Here is a 19,954-nt window from a genome sequence, read left to right on the forward strand (position 1 = left end):
TAACAATAGCAAAGTTAACAATACTTCCGGCTCATACAACTTCCAGATAACTCCTTCCGTTGCCGGCCCGGCTCACACGTATCTGCACCGGAATGCGTTCCGTCATCTCCTGTACATGCGAGATCACACCTATTTTACGCCCTTGTGTACGCAGGCTTTCCAGGGCATCCATTGCAATACGGAGCGTATCGGCATCCAACGAGCCGAAACCTTCGTCGATAAACAAACTCTCGACCTTCATCCGGTTGGAGGAAAGAGACGATAACCCCAATGCCAATGCCAGCGAGACCAGGAATGATTCCCCTCCCGAAAGACTGTGCACAGTACGAATCTCATCACACATATCACGGTCGATCACCTGTAAAGCCAGGGTTTCAGGAACACGTTCCAACCGATAGCGGCGACTCAGGTCACGTAATTGCACGTTTGCATAGTTGAGCAAGACATCGAGCGTATATCCCTGGGCGATACGGCGGAACTTGGCACCATCGGCCGAGCCTGCCAAGTCATTCAGTTTGGCCCAGCGTTCACTTTCCAGACGGCAAACATTCAACTCTTCCTGTTGAGTAGCAACCTTCAGTTTGTTCTCTGCCTGAGTACGTAAACGAAAAGCATATTCGTTTTTCTCCCGAGTAACGTGAGGCAACAAAATATCTAAGGTTTCTCCTTCATGTTCCCGGTTCCAGGATTCGGACCAGTCGGACAATGCTTTCCGGCGAAGTTGTAAATCTTCCGACGCTTTCTCCAAATCACGGGCAATCTGTTCGGAGATACCTTTCAGTTGGTCGGCAATACCCGATTGTTCAGTCTGGACGGCTTGCAGACGTTTCAGACGTTCTTTTAATTCTTCTTTGCGGTTGCTATATTCCTTTTCAACCTGGTCGGCAGGCTTGCCGGACAGAAGTTTCGAACGTTCAGCCTGCAGAGCGGACAGTTCCGTCCGGTTTTTCTCATACCGCAGGGTGGCATCCTCTACTTCTTTTGTTAATGAAGGGAGGAAAGAGGCAAAGGATTCGCATTCTGCCTTCTGGGCGCTTTGCTCGCGTTGCAGTTCTTGTAACCGTTCTGTATTTTCATGCCACCCGCGGGCAAAGGTTATTAATGTTTCACGGAAAGAATCCGGATCTTGCTGCCAGCCCTTCTGCCATTCATCATTTCCGAAAAGACGGTTGGCGGCAGAAAGAGATTTATTAAGCGTTTCCTTACTTTCCACACAGATGGATTCTTCGCGGACAATCTGAGTTTCTGCCAGCTTCTGGCGTCCGAGGATATCTGTACGTGATTGTTCAGCTTCCGTCAGTTCCTTATGTAGTTGCAAAAGCTGCTGACGTAACTGGTTCAGTTGCTTTTCACTGGCGGTATAGGCCGTTTTACGGGCTGTTAGCTGCTGGAGCTGTAAGGTCAAAGCGGCAATCTGTTTCGGCATTTCAGACACAGTTGCATGAGTCACAGCCGGATGATGGGTACTTCCACACACCGGACAAGGGCTTCCCTCCTGCAATTTCTTCCGTAGCTCCATTATATCACCGCTGGCTGCCTGCCGTGCCTGTTCGATCAATAGATTCTCACGTTCCGCACGAACAGCTTCCAACTGTTTCTCCAATGCTTCCTGATCCTGTGCTTTCAACTCCTGCTCCAATATAAGGATAGATTCTTCCGTCCTTTGAAGAGCCGCGCGTTTAGTCTCGGCAGTTTGTTGTACAGTCTTTAGCTGCATGACCAGACGTTCGGCCGTCTGACGAATCGAGGCAATTGTTTTACCGGATTTTTCCAACGTTTGCCGCGAAGCTGAAGCAGCATCCAGATGCAGCAACAATGCCGAAAGTTGTTCTGCAATGCTCTCCTTACTCGCATAGCGCTTCCGCCAATCGGTCAGGCGGGCGATCTCCGCGGCGCTTCGTTCCTGTTTGGTTTGGGCAGCTTTCAGTTTATCCTCGCCTTCTTTCTTTCGTTGGAGTGCATCGCGGAGACGGGTTTCCGTTTCTTTCGCCGAACGGGTCACTTCATTCAGTTGTACATCGAGTTTGCGGGCCTGCTGCAAATCCTGCTGCAAGGCTTTGAAGTCGGCTTCCGAACGCTGTTCGTCCTGAATGCCCTGCTCATATTCTTTACGGGCTGTATCTAGGAGCTCCGTAGCCCGGAGCAGTTTAGCGGCAGCCTCTTTTTGTTGTTCCTGGCGGGTAGCGATTTGCTGTCCGGTAGATTTAACGGCTTCCTGCAACGCCTGTTCTTCCGCTTTTGCCTTTTCCAGGATTGATAAGGCGGCTTCCGATTCTTTGAGACGGGTCTGCAATTCCTGCTCCACCTCTTCCGTGAGCAGTTCGATTCCCTGGATACGGGCTTGTATCTTGTCGTATGCCTCTTTGGCTACTGCATTCTTTTCAAAGATCAGACGGGAGATGGAAGAATAAAGCTCGGTACCCGTCAGCTTTTCCAATAACGAAGCCTTTTCCCCCTGTTCCGCTTTCAGGAACGTGGAGAAGTCATTCTGTGCCAATAGAACAGAGCGGGTGAACTGTTCGAACGTCAGGCCGATCAGTTCGACTACACGCGATTGCAATTCAGAACGTGTACCTTGTTCCTCCTGTTCCTTATCTATATTATATAATGTAATACGGGGACTCTGCAAACGTCCGTTCTCTTTGTCACGGGCACGTCCGACCGACCAACGGGCCCTGTAGCGGTGTCCGTTCAAAGCCTGGAAATCGACCTCCGCATAACCGGAAGCTGTCCCCCTACGTAATAAAAAGCGGGGATCGCTTTGCGGCAGCACCTCTTCATTCACATCCCGCAACTTCACATTGTTTTCTTTTGCCTGATCCGTACGCGGCGTACGGGCAAACAAAGCCAGGCACATGGCATCCAATATCGTAGACTTTCCCGCCCCCGTCGGTCCGGAGATGGCAAAGATCCCGGCAGACAATAAAGGTTCGACGGTAAAATCAACTTCAAACTCACCTTCCAGCGAGGCCAGATTACGACCCCGTATCGCTAATACTTTCATAAAGAAACCTCCCGCATTACATCCTTGAACAATGATTCGATATCCTCCGGCAACTCTCCGCCATATTTGCTGGTAAAGGCATGCTTCAGCATATCCATCGGATCGATCCGTTGCAGATCGCTGTAAGACAACGGGCGAGCAGTATCCTCCTCCTCCCGTTTCGGGTAAGACGGAACGATAGAGGTCAGGCGAACTGCTTTATCGGCAAGCGTCTCCTCCACCCTGTGGCGAAATCCCGGATCGGGCTCGGTCAATAAAACGCGTACTTCGATATATGGCCAGCGGTTCGGGCTTTCGGAATCTCCCTCTTCGCAGGCAGGCAATTCTGCCAGCCGGCCAATCACCTCTTCCGGTGAAAGAGGCTGCTCCGGAATCCGGTGCAAGTCGACAAGCAAAGGGACAGGCACCGATTCAACCTCCGACAGGCATCCGTTATCAATCGTAACGGCAACGACCTGGTGGCGGTAGTTCTTCTCCGAAAAAGACATCGGCAGCGGACTGCCGGAATAGCGCAGGTTCTCCCTGCCTCCTATCCGTTGCGCTTTATGGATATGGCCGAGACCCGTATAAGCCAATCCCTCGTCGAATGTATCGGAAGAGACGGATTCCAGTCCCCCCATGATGATACGTTCGCTCCGGTCATCCTCCGACAACTCGGCTCCGGTAGCATGCAGGTGGCCCATAGCGACCAACGCCTCGCCAGGTTGTCGCCTGGCATCGGCATAATCATACAATTGGCGGTACATACGGTTAATGCCGGCAATATAGGTATCGTGTATTTCTTCCGAAGCTGGATAATCCCCTTGACGAAGATAAGGGACGGCAAGGCACCAGGCCTCCCGTTTCTTTTCCTTATTATATAAAGGTATCACCAGGGAATTAAAATCGATCTCTCCGGTCTCCGCCCGCCGGATGATCCCGACGATAGAAGTATTCAACTCTTCCAATAAAGGAACGGGAGACTCCAAGCGGGCTGCCGAGTCATGGTTTCCGGCAATGACAACGATTTGCAGGTGCGGATTACGACGGTTCGCCTCCTTCAAGAAATGAAAGAAACGCCGCTGAGCCGCAGCAGACGGGTTAGCCACGTCGAATACATCCCCGGCAATCAACAGGACATCTGTCTGCTGCGCTGCCAACGTTTCGACCAGCCAATTCAGAAAGGCATCGTGTTCCTCCTCCCGGTCATAACCGAAGAAGGTCTGCCCAAGATGCCAGTCGGCAGTATGTATGATCTTTAAAGACATCGTTCGTTTATCTTGTTTTCATTAAATGAAGATTCAAAGATAAAAGATAATTCACATATATCCGGCCTGTCGAAGTCTTTAAATAAGATCTTTCTTTCGTAACAGAGAAGAGACGAAATTGTCTCAGCAATGAAAAACGACAGCAACATTTCCGTAATTCCACGCCTTTACCTTTGCGGCAACAAAAAGAAACAAATTTATGACAAATTTTACTTCTGACTCGCGTATAAGGCGTGTGCTCTTAGTACCGGCCGGAATAGTGGCCTGCAGCTTGTTTACCCCTTTTTGCGCTACTGCCGGGACCGACTTCCCGGTAGCCATCTCCCATCAGGTGCGAACGAAAATACAAGTGAGCGGTACCATTGTAGATGCTACCGGCCTGCCACTGATCGGGGCGACCGTATTGGAAAAAGCCAGTGGTAACGGAACAATTACCGACGTCGACGGGAACTTCAGCTTGGCTGTCCCCTCCGATGCCGTCCTGTCGGTAAGCTATATCGGTTATAAACCGCAGGATGTCGTAGTCAACGGAAAGACTACCTTCCATATCGTACTGGAAGATGATGCAGAGAAACTGGAAGAAGTGGTCGTTGTCGGCTACGGAGTACAGCGGAAGGTAAACCTCTCCGGTTCGGTAGACCAGATTAATGCCAAGCAACTGGAAGCCCGTCCGATCACCAACATTTCCAAAGGATTACAGGGAATGATACCCAACCTCAACATCGACTTTACCAGCGGCGAACCGGGACAGGCTGCCAAGATCAATATCCGTGGAGAAGCCTCCATCAATGGCGGCAGCCCGCTGATCCTGATTGACGGGGTCGCTTCGGATGCAGAAGAGCTGAACCGCCTGCTGCCGGAAGATATCGAAACCCTTTCCGTATTGAAAGATGCATCTTCGGCTGCCATCTACGGTGCACGTGCAGCCTTCGGTGTGATCCTGATCACGACCAAACAAGGTAACACCGATCGCATCCAGGTGAGCTACAATAATAACTTTGCCTGGAAACGCCCCTCTATCCTCCCTAACAAGACTTCCGACCCCTATATCTACCTGAAACTGAAAAATATCGCCGTACTGAACACTCCCTGGAGCTCCGGCCACGTCGCCAGCGACGAACGCCTCGAATGGGCCCGTCAACGTTCCGACAACCCGGACGGCACCGATCCGGTACGCCTCAACCCGCTGGATGAAACACAGTGGGAATATATGGGGAATCGCGACTGGACACGTTATTTTCTGGATAAGAATACGTTTAGCAATACCCACCAACTGTCGGTATCCGGAGCGACGGAGAAAACAAAATTCTATCTTTCCGGAGGTGTCGACGATGAGAACGGTATCTTGGCAAGGATCGTAAAGAACGACAACTACCGCCGTTACAGCATGCGTGCCAAGGTGAGTTACAAAGTTTGGGACTGGCTGACGTTATCGAACAATACGTCGTTCGTGGCAACCAACCGCATCAAGCCCAGTTATCTTTCCAGCCGCGGCGAACCATATATCGACAGTAACGGCATCCGGCAAAAAGGAAACGGCGATTCGAATATGAGTATCTTCTACGACCTCGCTCCTACTGACTGGGATAAAAACCCGGACGGTACCTGGGCTAATAACTCTGCCGGTATCGCTATGGCTCAATTGGTAGATGGTGGAGAAGAAACGACTAAATATAATCGCTTGCAGAGCACTTTCTCCGCAGAAATGTCCTTCCTGGAAAAGATGTTATTGGTAAATGCCAACTTCACCTTTATGAAAGGGAATGAAGATTACAACTGGTTCAAGAACAAATATACCATCGGGTATGGCCCGGACGACATCCGCGAACTGGGTGACAGCAAGGCGTACAAAAGTACAACCAACGATTATTACAGCGTGTTGGAACTCTTCGCGACCTTCAATAAGGCGTTCGGTAAACATTATGTGACCGGTATCCTTGGATTCAACCAGGAATACAACCGCTGGAATTGGTATAAAGCCGAACGGGAGGGTATTATCTCGAGCTCGCTTCCATCCATCGGACTCTCGTCGGGCGACCAGTTCGTCAGCGAACAGTATGCCGACTGGGCAATACGCGGTCTCTTCTTCCGTGCCAATTATACCTACGACAACCGGTATATCTTCGAAGTGAACGGACGTTACGACGGAACCTCCCGTTTCCCGAAAGAGAAACGTTTCGGATTCTTCCCCTCCGCTTCCGCCGCCTGGCGTGTGGATGCAGAGCCGTTCTTCGAATCGCTGCGGGAGACAGTCAGTCAGTTGAAGGTTCGTGCTTCCTATGGTTCGCTGGGTAATCAGCTGGTCGGGGAATACGGATATATCCCGGCGATGAGCTCGCAGCTGGGAAGTTATATCATTAACGGCAAGTTACAACAGGTAGTCACTCCCCCTTCCTTGGTTTCTCCGGATTACACCTGGGAAGAGGTACGTACCTTGAACGGCGGTCTCGACCTGGCTTTTCTCGATAATAAGCTGACGGCCACCGTCGATGTATACCGTCGCGATACCAAAGGAATGCTTACCCTGGGAAAAGAACTTCCCGGCGTACTGGGAGCCAGCGAACCCAAAGAGAACGCGGCCGATATGAAAACAACCGGTTGGGAATTGACCGTAGGTTACCGCGACCAGTTCCAGTTGGACGGAAAACCATTCAACTGGGGAGCCAAGTTCATGTTATCGGACAACCGCTCCTGGATCACCCGTTTCGACAATCCGACCCGGAGCCTGACCCAATATTACGAAGGACAGGAACTGGGCGAAATCTGGGGTTTACAAAGCGATGGCTTCTTCCAGAGCGAAGAGGAAATCAAGAACCTCGACCAGTCGTCCATCATTCCCTGGGGTGCTCTGGAGATTGTCAACGGATGGCCGAAATACAAAGACCTGAACGGTGACAAAAAGATCACCAAAGGAAACACGACCGTAGACGATCCGGGTGACCTGAGCATCATCGGCAACTCTTCACCCCGTTTCCGCTTCGGGTTCAACCTGAATGCCGAATGGAACGGTTTCGACCTGTCCGCTTTCTTCCAGGGAATTGCCAAACGCGACTATTACCCGATCAGTTACTTATACTGGGGATTCTACCAGCAACCCTATGCCGGCGGTCCCGAACACCTGTTCGACTTCTACCGCCCGACAACCGACAGCGATGTGGATATGGCTAAACACTCACAGTCGTATATCGCAGCCGGACTGGCTAACCAGAATCTTAATGTCCGTTATCCGGTGCTCCAATCCTGGCTGGCCGACAAGAACCTGGGAACCGGTATCGATCAGTCGATGGGGCTGGCTATTCCTCAGACCAACTATCTATTAAACGGTGCTTACCTGCGTATCAAGAACATCACGCTGGGGTATACTTTGCCGAGTGAATGGACTAAAAAGGCACACCTGAGCCGAGTACGTGTGTTCGTCAGCGGTGACAATATCTTCGAATGGAGTGCCCTGAAGAAATATTTCGATCCCGAGGCTGTGACCGACGAATCCAACTACGGGTATGTCTATCCATTCAACCGCCAATATTCATTTGGCGTCAATGTGACATTCTAACTATTTAAAAGAGAAAAAATGAAAAAAGAATTATATTCCCTGGCAACGATCCTTGCCTGCCTCGCAGCGACCTCCTGCAACGACAGTTTCATGGACCGTCAACCACAGACGGAAATCGGCGTGGACAGTTACTTCAATACGGAACAAGACCTGAAAATGTATTGCTACAACTTCTACGATTTTCCCAACTTCAATAACTATACAGCAGATGCCGGCACAGATAACCAGGCAACAACGGACGTGGTGGAAGTAAAGAACATCATGATCTCGACCAACCCCAATTCGACAACCGTCAGTGCCGGCTGGGACTGGGATAAACTGCGCACGATCAACCTTTTCCTCGAAAACTGCGAAAGGGCGGCAGTAGCCGAAGACGTACTAGCCCACTATCAGGGGGTTGCCCGCTTCTTCCGTGCCCGTTTCTATATGGACAAGGTGAAACGCTTCTCCGATGTTCCCTGGTACGAAAAGACATTGACTACCGCAGATGAAGATTTATACAAGCCGCGCGACTCAAGGGATTTCGTCATTCAGAAGATATTCGAGGATTTCCAGTTCGCCGCCGAACATGTAAAGACCGGCCAGGAGACCGGTGCCGTAGATAAATGGGTTGTCCTCACTTATATGGCGCGTCATGCCTTATATGAGGGTACTTACCGTAAGTATCACGACGAGCTGAACCTGCAAAGTTCTGCCGGCACTTACCTGAAAATGGCAGCCGATGTTGCCCTTCAAATCATGAACGAAGGAGGCTTCAGCATCTACACGACAGGTGATGTAGACAACGATTATCACACCTTGTTCGAAAGTTCCGACCTGAGTACCAACCCGGAAATCATTCTGGCGACCTACTTCGACAGGAAGATACAGGGGAACGGCTTCTGGGCCTTTATGTTCGGTAATTATATCCCCTGTCCGACCAAAGACTTGGTACAGTCGTACCTGATGAAAGACGGTTCTTACTACTCCACCCAACCGGGTTACGAGACCAAACAGTTCGTCGAAGAGTTCCAGAACCGTGACCCGCGTATGTGGCAGACTCTCGCCTGGCCGGGATGGGAGCTGATCAACACAATGACCTATGCGCCGGGAGCAGGCATCTATGTGCAGAACCTGAATAAAAACTTCTCGGGTTACCATCAAATCAAAGGTTTTATCAATAATAAGGACGAAGACTATTACCTGGGCATAGACTATCCGGTACTCCGCTATGCCGAAGTGTTGCTGACCTATGCCGAAGCCCGTGCCGAACTGGGCGAACTGACGCAGGACGACCTGAACAAAACAATCAACCTGCTCCGTTCACGCACCGGCATCCCTGCCATGAAACTGAATCCGATAGCCGATCCGATCATGCAGAAAGCCTTCCCGAATATCTCTTCCACCCTGCAGGAGATACGCCGCGAACGCCGTGTCGAACTGGCCCTCGAAGGTTTCCGCTACGACGACCTGATGCGCTGGAAAGCCGGAAAGCTATTGGAAAAAGAACCCGAAGGCCTCTACTTTCCCTCTCTAGGCAAGTTCGACCTGACCGGAGACGGCATCGAAGATATTTACCTAATCCCTTCTTCACAGGATATCCCTGCCGAAGCAGACAAAGAAAGCAACTCACTGGGCAAAAAGCTGGTCTATTACAGAACCGGAACGATCGACGACACGAACGCAACCGTCTACCTGACAGAAGGCACGAAAGGAAATATCCTGACCATCAAAGAGATCGGCACGTTCCAGGAGCCTAAGTTCTACTATCGCCCCGTTCCCAAACACGAAATGGAACTGAATCCGGCACTGGCTCCGCAGTTGTTCGGATGGGAATAGTCGAATTAACAATCAGAAGCTAGAAAGAATGTATCATATATTAATGTATAAAAAGTAATGAAGACAACAAACGTATTAATCGCACTATCATTATTGGCGGCAGGTATATGCGCAAATGCGCAGGAAGCACTGCCCAAGCAGATAAAAGCAGGAAAAGAACGCGTCAAGGCACGCAAAGAGATTCGCCTGCCGCAAATCGACGGGTACAACCTATTAAAATGTGACTTCCATATCCACACGATCTTCTCTGACGGTATCGTCTGGCCGACCCTGCGGGTGCAGGAAGCCTGGGAAGAAGGCCTGGATGCAATCGCCATCACCGACCATATCGAAGGGCAGCCGGCACGTCCGGCCATCGAAAAGGGTAATCATAACTATTCTTTCGAGCTGGCCCAGGAGGAAGCGGCACGCCGGGAGATCATCCTTATCAAAGGGGGTGAAATCACCCGTTCGATGCCTCCCGGTCATTTAAATGCTTTATTCGTCAAAGACGTGAATGCCCTCGACCAGAAGGATTATATGAAAGCAATTGAAGAAGCACATAACCAGGGAGCCTTTATCCAGTGGAACCATCCGGGATGGGGTGTCGACTCTATCCAGTGGCACGACGTGCACGAGACACTCTACCAGAAAGGTTGGCTGAACGGTATCGAGGTTTTCAACGAGTTCGAATGGTATCCGGTTGCTTTGAACTGGGTGAACGAAAAGAACCTGACCCTGCTTTGTAACACCGACGTACACGACGTAATCGAACGTTTATATGACTTCCGCACCACCAGCCACCGTCCGATGACGCTTGTCTTGTCGAAAGACCGCACAGCTGAAGGAATCCGGGAAGCGCTCTTCGACCGCCGCACCCTGATCTGGTTTTACGACACCCTGATGGGGAAAGAAGACCTGCTGCAGAAGTTCTTCCAGGCCTCCATCGAAGTGAAACCGATCCACCACACCACTCCCGAACGTTCTTACCGGAGCATCGTCAACCGCACAGATGTCCCTTTCCTGTTAAAGAAAATCGACAAAAATGCCAACGGCTACCCGGAAACGATCGAAGTACCAGCAGGAGAAACGGTCTTGGTTATTCTGCCTAAAAATGAAAGCAGTCAGTCGGTCAGCTATCAGGTAGACAATATGATTGTCAGCCCGGAAAAGAAATTACAAGTACAGTTATTCGGCAAGTAAATATTTACCAACCTTGTAGGGGCAGGTTCTAAACCTGCCCTTTTACATTTTCCTGTTCCCATCCCATTCCCCTATTCCCACATTACTCCATTATTTCGCCTGTTATCAAAATAAACCCCTATCTTTGTACCTTCAACAAATAACACTGGTATGGATTGGTTGCAGGAAGCTTTTTTTGAGCCGACGATGTTGCAGGCTGTTATCGTGATCTCATTGGTTTCGGCGGTGGGATTATTTCTGGGAAAACAGAAGATATTCGGTATTTCACTGGGTATCACTTTTGTTTTCTTTGCTGGAATTATGGCCGGACATTTAGGGATCGTTGTCAATAAGGACATGCTGAACTTTGCACAGAGTTTCGGTCTGATCCTGTTTGTCTATTCCCTGGGGCTACAGGTCGGCCCGGGTTTCTTCTCTTCACTGAAGAAAGGAGGTGTCGCTATGAATATGATGGGACTGGGCGTGATCCTGCTCGGATTGATTATGACGCTTGCCCTGCACTGGACCACAGGTGTTTCACTTCCGAATATGGTCGGATTGCTCTGCGGGGCAGTCACTAATACACCGGCACTGGGAGCTGCCCAACAGGCTTTACTCCAGGTGAATCCTGCCGATTATAAAGAAGTGACCGACATGGCATTGGCTTGTGCCGTAGCTTATCCCCTGGGCGTTGTAGGTGTGATCATGGCTATTATCCTGCTACGGAAAGTATTCGGTAACAAGAACCTGCCGGACGAAAAGGAAAAACACAACTCTAAACCCAGTGTTACCGAATTCCATATCAGCAACCCTGCTGTCTACGACAAAAGTATCAAAGATATCATGAAGCTGACGGAGAAACATTTCGTTATTTCACGGGTATGGCGTAACGGAAAAGTCAGTATTCCTACTTCCGATATGATACTTCACGAAGACGACCATCTATTGATTATCTCCCAAAAATCAGATACTGAAACAATCAAAGTCCTCTTCGGAGAAGAAGAAAACGTAGACTGGAACAAAGAAGATATCGATTGGAACGCAATCGACTCACAACTGGTTTCCCGCCGTATCGTCGTCACCCGCAACCGCGTGAACGGTGTAAAGCTCGGATCACTCCGTCTGCGTAACCTCTACGGTATCAATATCACCCGTGTCAATCGTGCCGGTATCGACCTGATAGCCGACACAAACCTGCGCTTGCAAATCGGCGACCGTCTGACGATCGTCGGTGAAAAGAATGCGGTTAATAATGTAGGAAAGATACTGGGTGATGAGATCAAACGTCTGGACAACCCGAACTTGCTTGCCGTATTTATCGGCATCTCGCTGGGTGTCCTGCTGGGTTCCCTACCTATTATGCTGCCGGGCATGACTACCCCTATCAAACTGGGTATTGCCGGCGGTCCGATCATCGTAGGTATCCTGATGGGAGCCTTCGGTCCACGTTTCCACCTGACCACTTATACAACAATGAGTGCCAACCTGATGCTACGTCAACTGGGTATCGTAATCTATCTGGCAGGACTGGGAATCGATTCGGGAGCCCACTTCTTCGAGACGGTATTCCGGGCGGAAGGCCTATTATGGATTGGTCTCGGTTTCCTGTTGACTATCGTTCCTATACTGATTGTCGGCTTCATCGCCTCTCAATTCCTCAAACTCGACTATGCCCATAACGTCGGAATGCTCTGCGGCAGTATGGCGAATCCTATGGCGTTGACCTATGCCAACACCACAGTGGAAGGCGACGAACCTTCCGTTGCCTATGCAACGGTATATCCCCTTTCGATGTTTATCAGGGTGATATCGGCTCAACTTATTATTATGCTATTTATGTAAAGTCCCTCTCCCCCCTCCCAACAAACTTTAACAAGCCAGTACTGTTGTATCTTTATTTTTTATGTATGCTGGCTGCCCTGTTACTGGGTACCTGCTCGGACGATGAAGTTGGCGGCAGCGGCGGAGGATCGACCCCACAGCCGGAAGCTGGTAAAACAGCCTTCGGGTTCGCCCTGAAAGATTTCGCCAAAGGAAGTGTGCCATTGAGTAAAGCCGACGGCGACAAGCTGCCCGCCAGTGTAGCCGAATCGACTATCGACAGCCTCGCCATCTACGTCTTCAACCAGCACACCAATAACGGACGCGCTACAAGTGTGTTTTATGTCTACCCCGATATGGATAAGGGCGACGGCAGTGCCGACGACGAAAGCGCCACAGCCGCCAACCGCTTCTACCTCACCCTCTACGGCAAAACGAAGAAGACCGGTGCCAGCGTCGTCTACAATGTCTATATGTATAAAGACAATGCGAATCAGATGAAAGACCCGATCATCGTGAAACCTAACAATCAGTACCTGATTAAGATTAATGACCTCGACCCGACAAAGCAGAAAGCCACCATCACCGTACAGGACTGGCTGATCGGCGACACGGTAAACTACGAAATGTCGCTCGGCAGCGTAGCCCTGAGTTGTGTGGAATTTCCGCTGACCGAAGTGACTACCGGTGGTTCCGGCCAGCTACTGCCCCTCCCCACCGCCCGTGCCAACGGTAACGGTCGAGCGGTGAATGTAGCCGTCGAAGCCGTCAGCGAATGGGAACTTGCCAAAGGCTACAACGCCGCCTGGATACATGTCACCGAACAACCGAAATTGAACGAACATGCCAAAAGCATTAAGTTCGACCTCCTTGCCAACGACACCACCCGGACGCGCACCGGAACCATCCGCCTCTACGACCGGCAGGATACGACTATCTACCACGACCTGGTAATCATCCAGGCGGGAATAGCCGCCACGGGAACCATTGAAAAAGAGAGCGAACGCTCCGGCGACGGCTTTACCGACTTCGTCGCCCAGACCGGCGATGTTCCGCAGCATTACGACTATACATTGGGTTTCCCGGTAGGCAAGACTACCGCTGCCCCTTACAGGAGCAGGCTGCCTCCGTGCCGGTCATCACCCTCGACGACCGCCATATCACCGGCAACCAGATCGAATTCCCGGCAACAACGACCGCCGGTGGCACGATCTCCGAATCGGTTCAGTTCATCACCAACGACAACTGGACAGTCACTGCCGTCGAAAACGATGCCGACGGTAACCCGACCGCCACACCGGCCACCTGGCTCACCTTCAGCAATGCCAAAGACGCCACCGGTGCAGCTATCACTGGCGGATCGGGCAGCAAGGTTCTGAAGATCACAGCGGCAGGACAGACTGAAACAGGCGGTGCAGGAACCGGTGCAGCTACACGCAATGCCACGGTAACCATCAAATGCGAGCATCCGGTAACCTCCAACGGTTCGGATAACCCGGTTATCACCCTGGATGTTTATCAGGCAGAGATTGAGGCTACTATACCGTAAACAACTCACAAACAATTTAATAATTAAATAATTATGAAACAATACATATTCCTCCTCCTCTCCCTCCTCCTTGCCTCCTGCACCGAGAAGGAGATCACCAGCGGCGAACCCCCTACGGTTCCGCAAACCGGTTTCCGGCTCTCTGCCCGTCTGGGGCAGGGAGCCGCCACCCGCGCCGTTGGCGACGCCTTCGGCGCCCAGTCAAATGAAAAGCCCCCGACAACGGCACAACGACCCTCGCCGACGATCCGAACCGCGTACACCTCACCGAAACAGCCGTCGACAGCCGCCAGTACACCGCTGAGGTGATACTGACAGCCGGAGGCGGCTACATAGCCGACATCGTCGCTGTAGCCAACCTGCACGAAGACTACGATTACAGCCAGATCATCACCTGGCAGGGCCTGCAAGACAGCGTATTGGTGTGGGCCATCGAAATGCCAGCGTGTACCCCCGGCACAGGGATCGACGACCCCGCCCGCCGCGCCTTTATCATGTACAGCTACGTCCGTCACGAACTGGCAAAAGAAGAGAATAACGCCTTCACACTGGCAATGGAACGCCTCGCCGCCCGCATCGACATCACCAACGAAGCGACGCCGGAGATTTCGAGAGTGACTTGTACAGGCACCGGTTGCAGCTACAGCGACACGGATAAAAATAAAAAGACCGTCAGTGCCCCGGCAACCAATATGGATGCTTCTTTCTCTTTTATGGCAATCTGTTCTTTCGATTCGGATGCCCTGGTATTTTACCCGGAGGAGTATACCGGTAGTGAATGGATCACAGTCACTCAAGGTGATCCTGTCGAGACAAAAGCATCGACAGGTATCAAACGTTCTTATACGATCAACCTGGCGGCTCAGTCTGCTCCCACAGAGGAACGTTCTGCCTTGTTGTTAATCCGCAATGCCGCCAATGCAACGGCACGGGACACGATTTATGTTAAACAGACGGTCACCCGTAAATAAAACATTGAAGGATATGAATAAAACAGAATTGGTAAAATCTATATCCAGCCGCACCGCATATACGGAAACAGCTTGCTGGAATATACTGAATCTTTTGTTGGATACGATGGCAGAAGAACTAAACTCCGAAAACGATATTGCCCTGCATGGTTTCGGTTCTTTCTCACCCTGGCATCAAACCAGCCGCATCGGCCGCAATCCCCAAACTGGTAATTCCTGCATGATCTCCCCAGAGTAAGCGTCAAGTTTAAACCGGGGAAACTGTTATTAAAGAAGCTCAATAATAGGTAAAAAAGAAGCTGCACACTATATAATGTGCAGCTTCTTTTGCTTTATAATTTTTATCCTCTTACGATCTCTTCTTTCTCTTTATCCCAGTACATCGTACGTCCTTCCAGATAAGCATGGGTTCCCATGTGGGCGGTCATGGCTTCCTGGAATGCAGCATCGATATTACAACTGGGTTGCTTGTTCTGACGGATACATTCCAGCCATTCGCGTATATGGAGGTGAGTTGTGTCGTAACGTTTGCCGCTTACATACGTATAAAGCAGGCCACGTTGGGCGAAATACAACTCAGTAGGCGACGTGATGGCATCCACCGAATTTTGTCCCGGTACATAGGTGTAAAATGGTTCATTCGGTTTGATAATTCCCTTGTCGATCTTCTCCTTATAGATCTCGGAAGCTGGGTCGGCCTTCAGGGTAATCGTATTGGAAAGCTCCATCTGGGCGTCGTGTCCCATAATGACTTTACCACGCGGACGGTTGCTCGCCAGGGTGGCACTATACAACATTGTCATATCGCGATCCGGAAATTCGAAGGTAGTCTGCAATACATCCGGCACAGTACGGCCATCCTTGAAGTAATAGACGCCACCGGAAGAGGTTGCCGAGTGAGGAATACCGACATCGAATATCTGGTTGATCGCATCATATTCGTGTGTCAATAGGTCACCGCTCAAACCTGTACTGTAATCCCACCAGCAACGCCAGCGGAAGAAACGTTCCAGGCTGAACTTATCACGAGGATCAGGACCTATGTACCGTTGCAGGTTATTGGAAGTCATATAGTCGGTATATTCCTTGATACGTTCTTCCGGTCCTTCGAACTGTTTCCAGTCGATCGTTTCGGGGGAAGCACCGTCGATCAGCGGATACACCCAGGCTCCGTTCGGATCGTTACGGTTGGTACATACTTCGATCAGGGATACTTTACCGATCAGGCCTTTGTCGATGATCTCTTTAGCACGGATATAACTGTCGGTCTGACGTCCTTGGTGACCTAACTGAAATACAATACCGGTTTCTTTCACCACTTCCCGTACCTTATAAGTTTCGGGAACCGTCCACGAAAGCGGTTTCTCTACATACACATGCTTGCCGGCCTTGGCCGCTTCCATCGCCATCGTACTGTGCCAATGGTCGGGAGTCGCAATGATAACGGCGTCGATATCGTCGGCCGCCAACAGTTCCTGATAGGTTCTGTAACGCTTCGGAGCCTTGCCGAAAGTACCGTTCGATCCTTCGCGGTGGATGTTGGAGGCAGCCAGTACAGCCGCTTCACCATATACATCGAAGATATCGCATACGCCGGTTATTTCGATATTCAGATCGTCTTGTTGCAGGAATTGTTCGTAACGCTTGTCCTTACTGTCATTCTTTGCTCCTTCGATCAGTCCGTCGATCCAGGATGGTTCGGCGAAACCGGCACCACGCATCAACTGTTTACCACGGATACCGAAACCGATCATCCCGATACGTATCTTCTTTCCGTCCGGTTGGGCAGGGATCATATAATGTTCCTTATCGAAACGGAAAGAACTGCCCAGGCTTTTCGTTTTTTTATCGTATTGTTGTTTCCTGTAAACACCAAAGCCCAGTGCACCCAATACAGGGATAGTGGCAAGTGCCTTCAGGGCATTGCGTCGGCCTTCCGATTCAGGGCCTTTATTTTCTTTCGGAGTATTGTTGTTATTTTCTGTTGCCATGATATTACATTAGTTTGAGTTTAGACAATAAGGGGATCGCTTTTTTCAGGTAGCGATCCAGCCCGATAATATGAGAGGTTGGGAAAGCCAACAATACAGCTAATGCCGCCATCTCGACCAGATTCTTGTCTATCCACAGATAAGATCCTTCAAACGGCATCATATATTGTGCACCGATAAATGAAGGATGGGAAAGGTAATAAAACGTAAGCAATATCATTGCCCCGATAGAAGAGAGTTTGCTGAAAGCACCTGTAATCAGTCCAAGACCAATCAACAGCAATGCCCATTCGTTCAACGCGTTGACCATGTTCATCATAGCCGGATCGCTAGCCAATCCGGAGAAAAAGTCTGACATAAAACCTTTGGAATCCATCAGATAAGGCAATGAAGTCCATTTTGGATTCAGGATCTTCACCAACCCTTCATAGGCAAAATGCCAACCAATAAATAATCGCAGTACAACCATCGCGGTCAACTGCGCAGAAGTGTAAGAATCTTTCTGTATCATTTCATGTATTTGATTTAACCCCGCAAATATAGGGATAAAATCCAGACAACAATATTGATTTAGAAGCTATAACCGTTAAAATTACAAATCTTTAGGTTACGGGGACTAGTAACCAGTCGCTCCACCTTTCCTTTTTCGAATGTACATTCAACCACACTTCCTCCATAGCCAAAGAGCTTGAAAGACACATCCCAATCGGCCGGCCACGCTGAAAACAGATTCGTATACCCCCCGCCGCTATTCAATAACATCTTTTGCAAAGCAACCATACCACTGCCTCCCCAGTTAAAATCTGGGATCCAGTCATGTCCGGGGCCAAAGAAAGCTGGAAACTTCACATTTGCGTTCTTATCACTCATCTTTTCGGTGATCAACCGCTTTGCCTCGCCTGTTTGTCCGAGCAGAGCTACATAAGCCGGAGTACATTGCCAACTCCAGAAATCAAGCGCCCTCCTCCTGTCGGCTGGTAAATTATACCAGGTGTTTATCGCTTCCTGTAATCCTTCTTCTTTCCCTAACCTGATCAGGTTGTAAGGAAAAACAGTATACATTTCAGGAAACTCCCACGTATTATCTGCTTTGTCATATTGGTAAGCCGGTTTAATCACAGATTTACCAGCTTTCTCCTCATATCTGATCGATGGTAACCGCCCGGATAAATCAGCAAAATAAGATCGTATATCATCCGGAACAGAACCGGCCGGATAGGCTAGTAGCTCGTCGGTCACTGCTATCAACCCGGCAACTACTTCCACCGGATTTACCGCCTCTTTGAATATCTCCAACCCATTGATAGGATACAATACTAGTTTCCCGTCCGCATCAAACTCCTGCCCTGTCCTCTTTTTCTGCTCAGCTTTATAATGTTCTTCGAAAAAGCGGACAACAGATGTTATGAAAGGTAAGTATTTGTCTATATCCTGCCCGGAGTATTTCGCCCAAAGCAATGCCATATAGGCAAATTCCAGTTGCATCGAAAAATGATATTTCAAATGTGCAGCTGAAGATTCTCCAGTTGGTGTTGCCAGATTATTGACCGGCAGGCCATATAAAGAAAGATGCTCCGCAAATGCTGCCCCTTCATGTTTCCAGTAGAAACGGGATCTTTGTTCGGCCACTTCCAGTCGATCTTTATAAAACAATAGAGAAGGTTCTACCAGTGAATAATCACCCGAAGCCAGTCCGGGCCAGCCGATAAGCCGTTGATTCTGCGACATGAACAGATTACCCCAGCCTCTGAAGTCGGGAGTTCCTTCCCTGAAATACCCTCCTTCTTCCGGCATATTCGGACAATCTTTCCTTTCCAGAGGATCGAAGGTAAAAATACCCCCGTTAAATTTCAGCGGCAGATTATTTCCTTCGTTACATGCCAACATATAACGGAATAACTGATAATTACGCCCGACCTGGAATCCCGGATCAGACGATCCTCTATCGAGATTAATAAAGATATAACTCTTATCCCAGAATGTATGCCAACGATCCCGGTGTTTTTGCCATAACCCTTTCAGAGTAGCGGGTAAAGCCTGAGCCCGGCCCATCAACTCGCCTTTCCATGACGACAGATCCGGATTCTGTTCCGAATTCATTAGTATGTGCAGCGTATGCTTCTTTTGAGGAAGGTCAGTTGCCAAATTCCATGCACTACCTTCCCACACACCTAAAGCAAATGGTTCTTTTCCTTTATACTGCAAATTTTCACCACAGATAAGACCTCCGGATATGCGATTCCGGGTGATATCGGGGATTAGCTCTTTATAGGCTGTAAAATTCTGTTTCTCCAACATCCTGTCCAGTATATCGGAAGTCTTGTTCTGATGATACCAGAACAATTTCCCATCCACCGGTTCCACATTGTCCGCTTTCGTCGTTTCCGTCCCCTGCCTGTTCCAGTTATCCTGATTCACAATTGCATCCCGGTCCCGCCAGGTAATAAACGAAGCCGTTATGTTTGCAGGAACAGAGCTCTCCGCCTCTACATGTACACCATTAAAAACAGGATCGATCCAAAGGGTATAAGAGGCTGTCCTTCCGCTCCCGTCTTTTCCGGATAAGATAATCCGGCTATTATACAGATCCAGTTCCTGCCGGAAATCGTTCATTCCGCCAAACACGTTAGGTTCCATTTGTATTCGGATACCTCCCAGCTTCAACAGATTTCCATTTTCATCATAACTGTTATTCGATGCCAGGTAAAGATACAGTGTCCCCTCCTCCATCCAGACATTGGCTCCATATCCATTACAACCGGACAAAGGCATCGACTCCTTAGATCCGTTAGACTGCTCGTTCCATACGATGTTATACTGTTTCAAGCTGTTTTCCACT

General features: G+C 49.8%; 13 protein-coding genes. 7 read left to right on the plus strand and 6 right to left on the minus strand.

The features are described from left to right. Window positions 1–31 precede the first annotated feature (31 nt). Window positions 32–3,004, minus strand: a complete 2,973-nt coding sequence (locus BQ7394_RS15690; protein WP_075558286.1) for an AAA family ATPase — start codon at window positions 3,002–3,004, stop codon at window positions 32–34. Beyond that, window positions 3,001–4,251 (minus strand): exonuclease SbcCD subunit D, encoded by a 1,251-nt coding sequence (locus tag BQ7394_RS15695; protein WP_075558287.1) that lies wholly within the window; start codon window positions 4,249–4,251, stop codon window positions 3,001–3,003. Before BQ7394_RS15695 ends, BQ7394_RS15690 begins: the two co-directional genes overlap by 4 nt. A gap of 199 nt (window positions 4,252–4,450) precedes the next feature. Between BQ7394_RS15695 and BQ7394_RS15700 the strand changes: the two genes are divergently transcribed. The 4 genes from BQ7394_RS15700 (at window position 4,451) to BQ7394_RS15715 (ending at window position 12,625) form a co-directional block, all read left to right on the plus strand. Continuing rightward, a complete protein-coding gene (locus BQ7394_RS15700) occupies window positions 4,451–7,804 on the plus strand; it encodes a SusC/RagA family TonB-linked outer membrane protein (RefSeq protein ID WP_075558288.1) in 3,354 nt (1,117 codons plus the stop codon). 18 nt (window positions 7,805–7,822) lie between these two features. Next, window positions 7,823–9,622: a RagB/SusD family nutrient uptake outer membrane protein gene (locus tag BQ7394_RS15705; RefSeq protein WP_075558289.1), complete on the plus strand. Its 1,800-nt coding sequence runs from the start codon at window positions 7,823–7,825 to the stop codon at window positions 9,620–9,622. A 57-nt stretch (window positions 9,623–9,679) separates the two neighbouring features. Next, window positions 9,680–10,804: an Sb-PDE family phosphodiesterase gene (locus tag BQ7394_RS15710; RefSeq protein WP_075558290.1), complete on the plus strand. Its 1,125-nt coding sequence runs from the start codon at window positions 9,680–9,682 to the stop codon at window positions 10,802–10,804. A gap of 150 nt (window positions 10,805–10,954) precedes the next feature. Next, window positions 10,955–12,625, plus strand: a complete 1,671-nt coding sequence (locus BQ7394_RS15715; protein WP_075558291.1) for a putative transporter — start codon at window positions 10,955–10,957, stop codon at window positions 12,623–12,625. A 680-nt stretch (window positions 12,626–13,305) separates the two neighbouring features. On the opposite strand, the gene BQ7394_RS25715 is transcribed toward BQ7394_RS15715, so the two are convergent. After that, the gene (locus tag BQ7394_RS25715; RefSeq protein ID WP_139317718.1) at window positions 13,306–13,665 is read right to left on the minus strand and encodes a hypothetical protein; all 360 of its coding nucleotides are present in this window, start codon (window positions 13,663–13,665) and stop codon (window positions 13,306–13,308) included. Between the two features lie 68 nt (window positions 13,666–13,733). Between BQ7394_RS25715 and BQ7394_RS25720 the strand changes: the two genes are divergently transcribed. The 3 genes from BQ7394_RS25720 to BQ7394_RS15735 all read left to right on the plus strand — a co-directional run bounded on the left by BQ7394_RS25720 (window position 13,734) and on the right by BQ7394_RS15735 (window position 15,362). Continuing rightward, the gene (locus BQ7394_RS25720) at window positions 13,734–14,153 is read left to right on the plus strand and encodes a hypothetical protein (protein WP_139317719.1); all 420 of its coding nucleotides are present in this window, start codon (window positions 13,734–13,736) and stop codon (window positions 14,151–14,153) included. 305 nt (window positions 14,154–14,458) lie between these two features. Next, window positions 14,459–15,124 carry a hypothetical protein gene (locus tag BQ7394_RS15730; protein ID WP_075558294.1) on the plus strand — a complete coding sequence of 222 codons (666 nt, stop codon included), beginning with the start codon at window positions 14,459–14,461 and terminating at the stop codon, window positions 15,122–15,124. A 13-nt stretch (window positions 15,125–15,137) separates the two neighbouring features. Then, window positions 15,138–15,362 (plus strand): HU family DNA-binding protein, encoded by a 225-nt coding sequence (locus BQ7394_RS15735; RefSeq protein ID WP_235848761.1) that lies wholly within the window; start codon window positions 15,138–15,140, stop codon window positions 15,360–15,362. Between the two features lie 103 nt (window positions 15,363–15,465). On the opposite strand, the gene BQ7394_RS15740 is transcribed toward BQ7394_RS15735, so the two are convergent. Genes BQ7394_RS15740 through BQ7394_RS15750 form a run of 3 tightly spaced genes read right to left on the minus strand, consistent with a single transcriptional unit; the run spans window position 15,466 to window position 19,941 of the window. Further along, on the minus strand, window positions 15,466–17,115 hold the full coding sequence (locus BQ7394_RS15740) for a Gfo/Idh/MocA family oxidoreductase (protein WP_075558295.1): 1,650 nt from the start codon (window positions 17,113–17,115) through the stop codon (window positions 15,466–15,468). 4 nt (window positions 17,116–17,119) lie between these two features. Next, the gene (locus BQ7394_RS15745) at window positions 17,120–17,626 is read right to left on the minus strand and encodes a DoxX family membrane protein (RefSeq protein ID WP_075558296.1); all 507 of its coding nucleotides are present in this window, start codon (window positions 17,624–17,626) and stop codon (window positions 17,120–17,122) included. A 59-nt stretch (window positions 17,627–17,685) separates the two neighbouring features. Next, complete coding sequence (locus tag BQ7394_RS15750; RefSeq protein ID WP_139317720.1) at window positions 17,686–19,941, minus strand: DUF5703 domain-containing protein; 2,256 nt, start codon at window positions 19,939–19,941, stop codon at window positions 17,686–17,688. Window positions 19,942–19,954 lie beyond the last annotated feature (13 nt).

Origin of the sequence: Parabacteroides timonensis (assembly GCF_900128505.1) — a bacterium.
In the GTDB taxonomy this organism is placed as follows: domain Bacteria; phylum Bacteroidota; class Bacteroidia; order Bacteroidales; family Tannerellaceae; genus Parabacteroides; species Parabacteroides timonensis.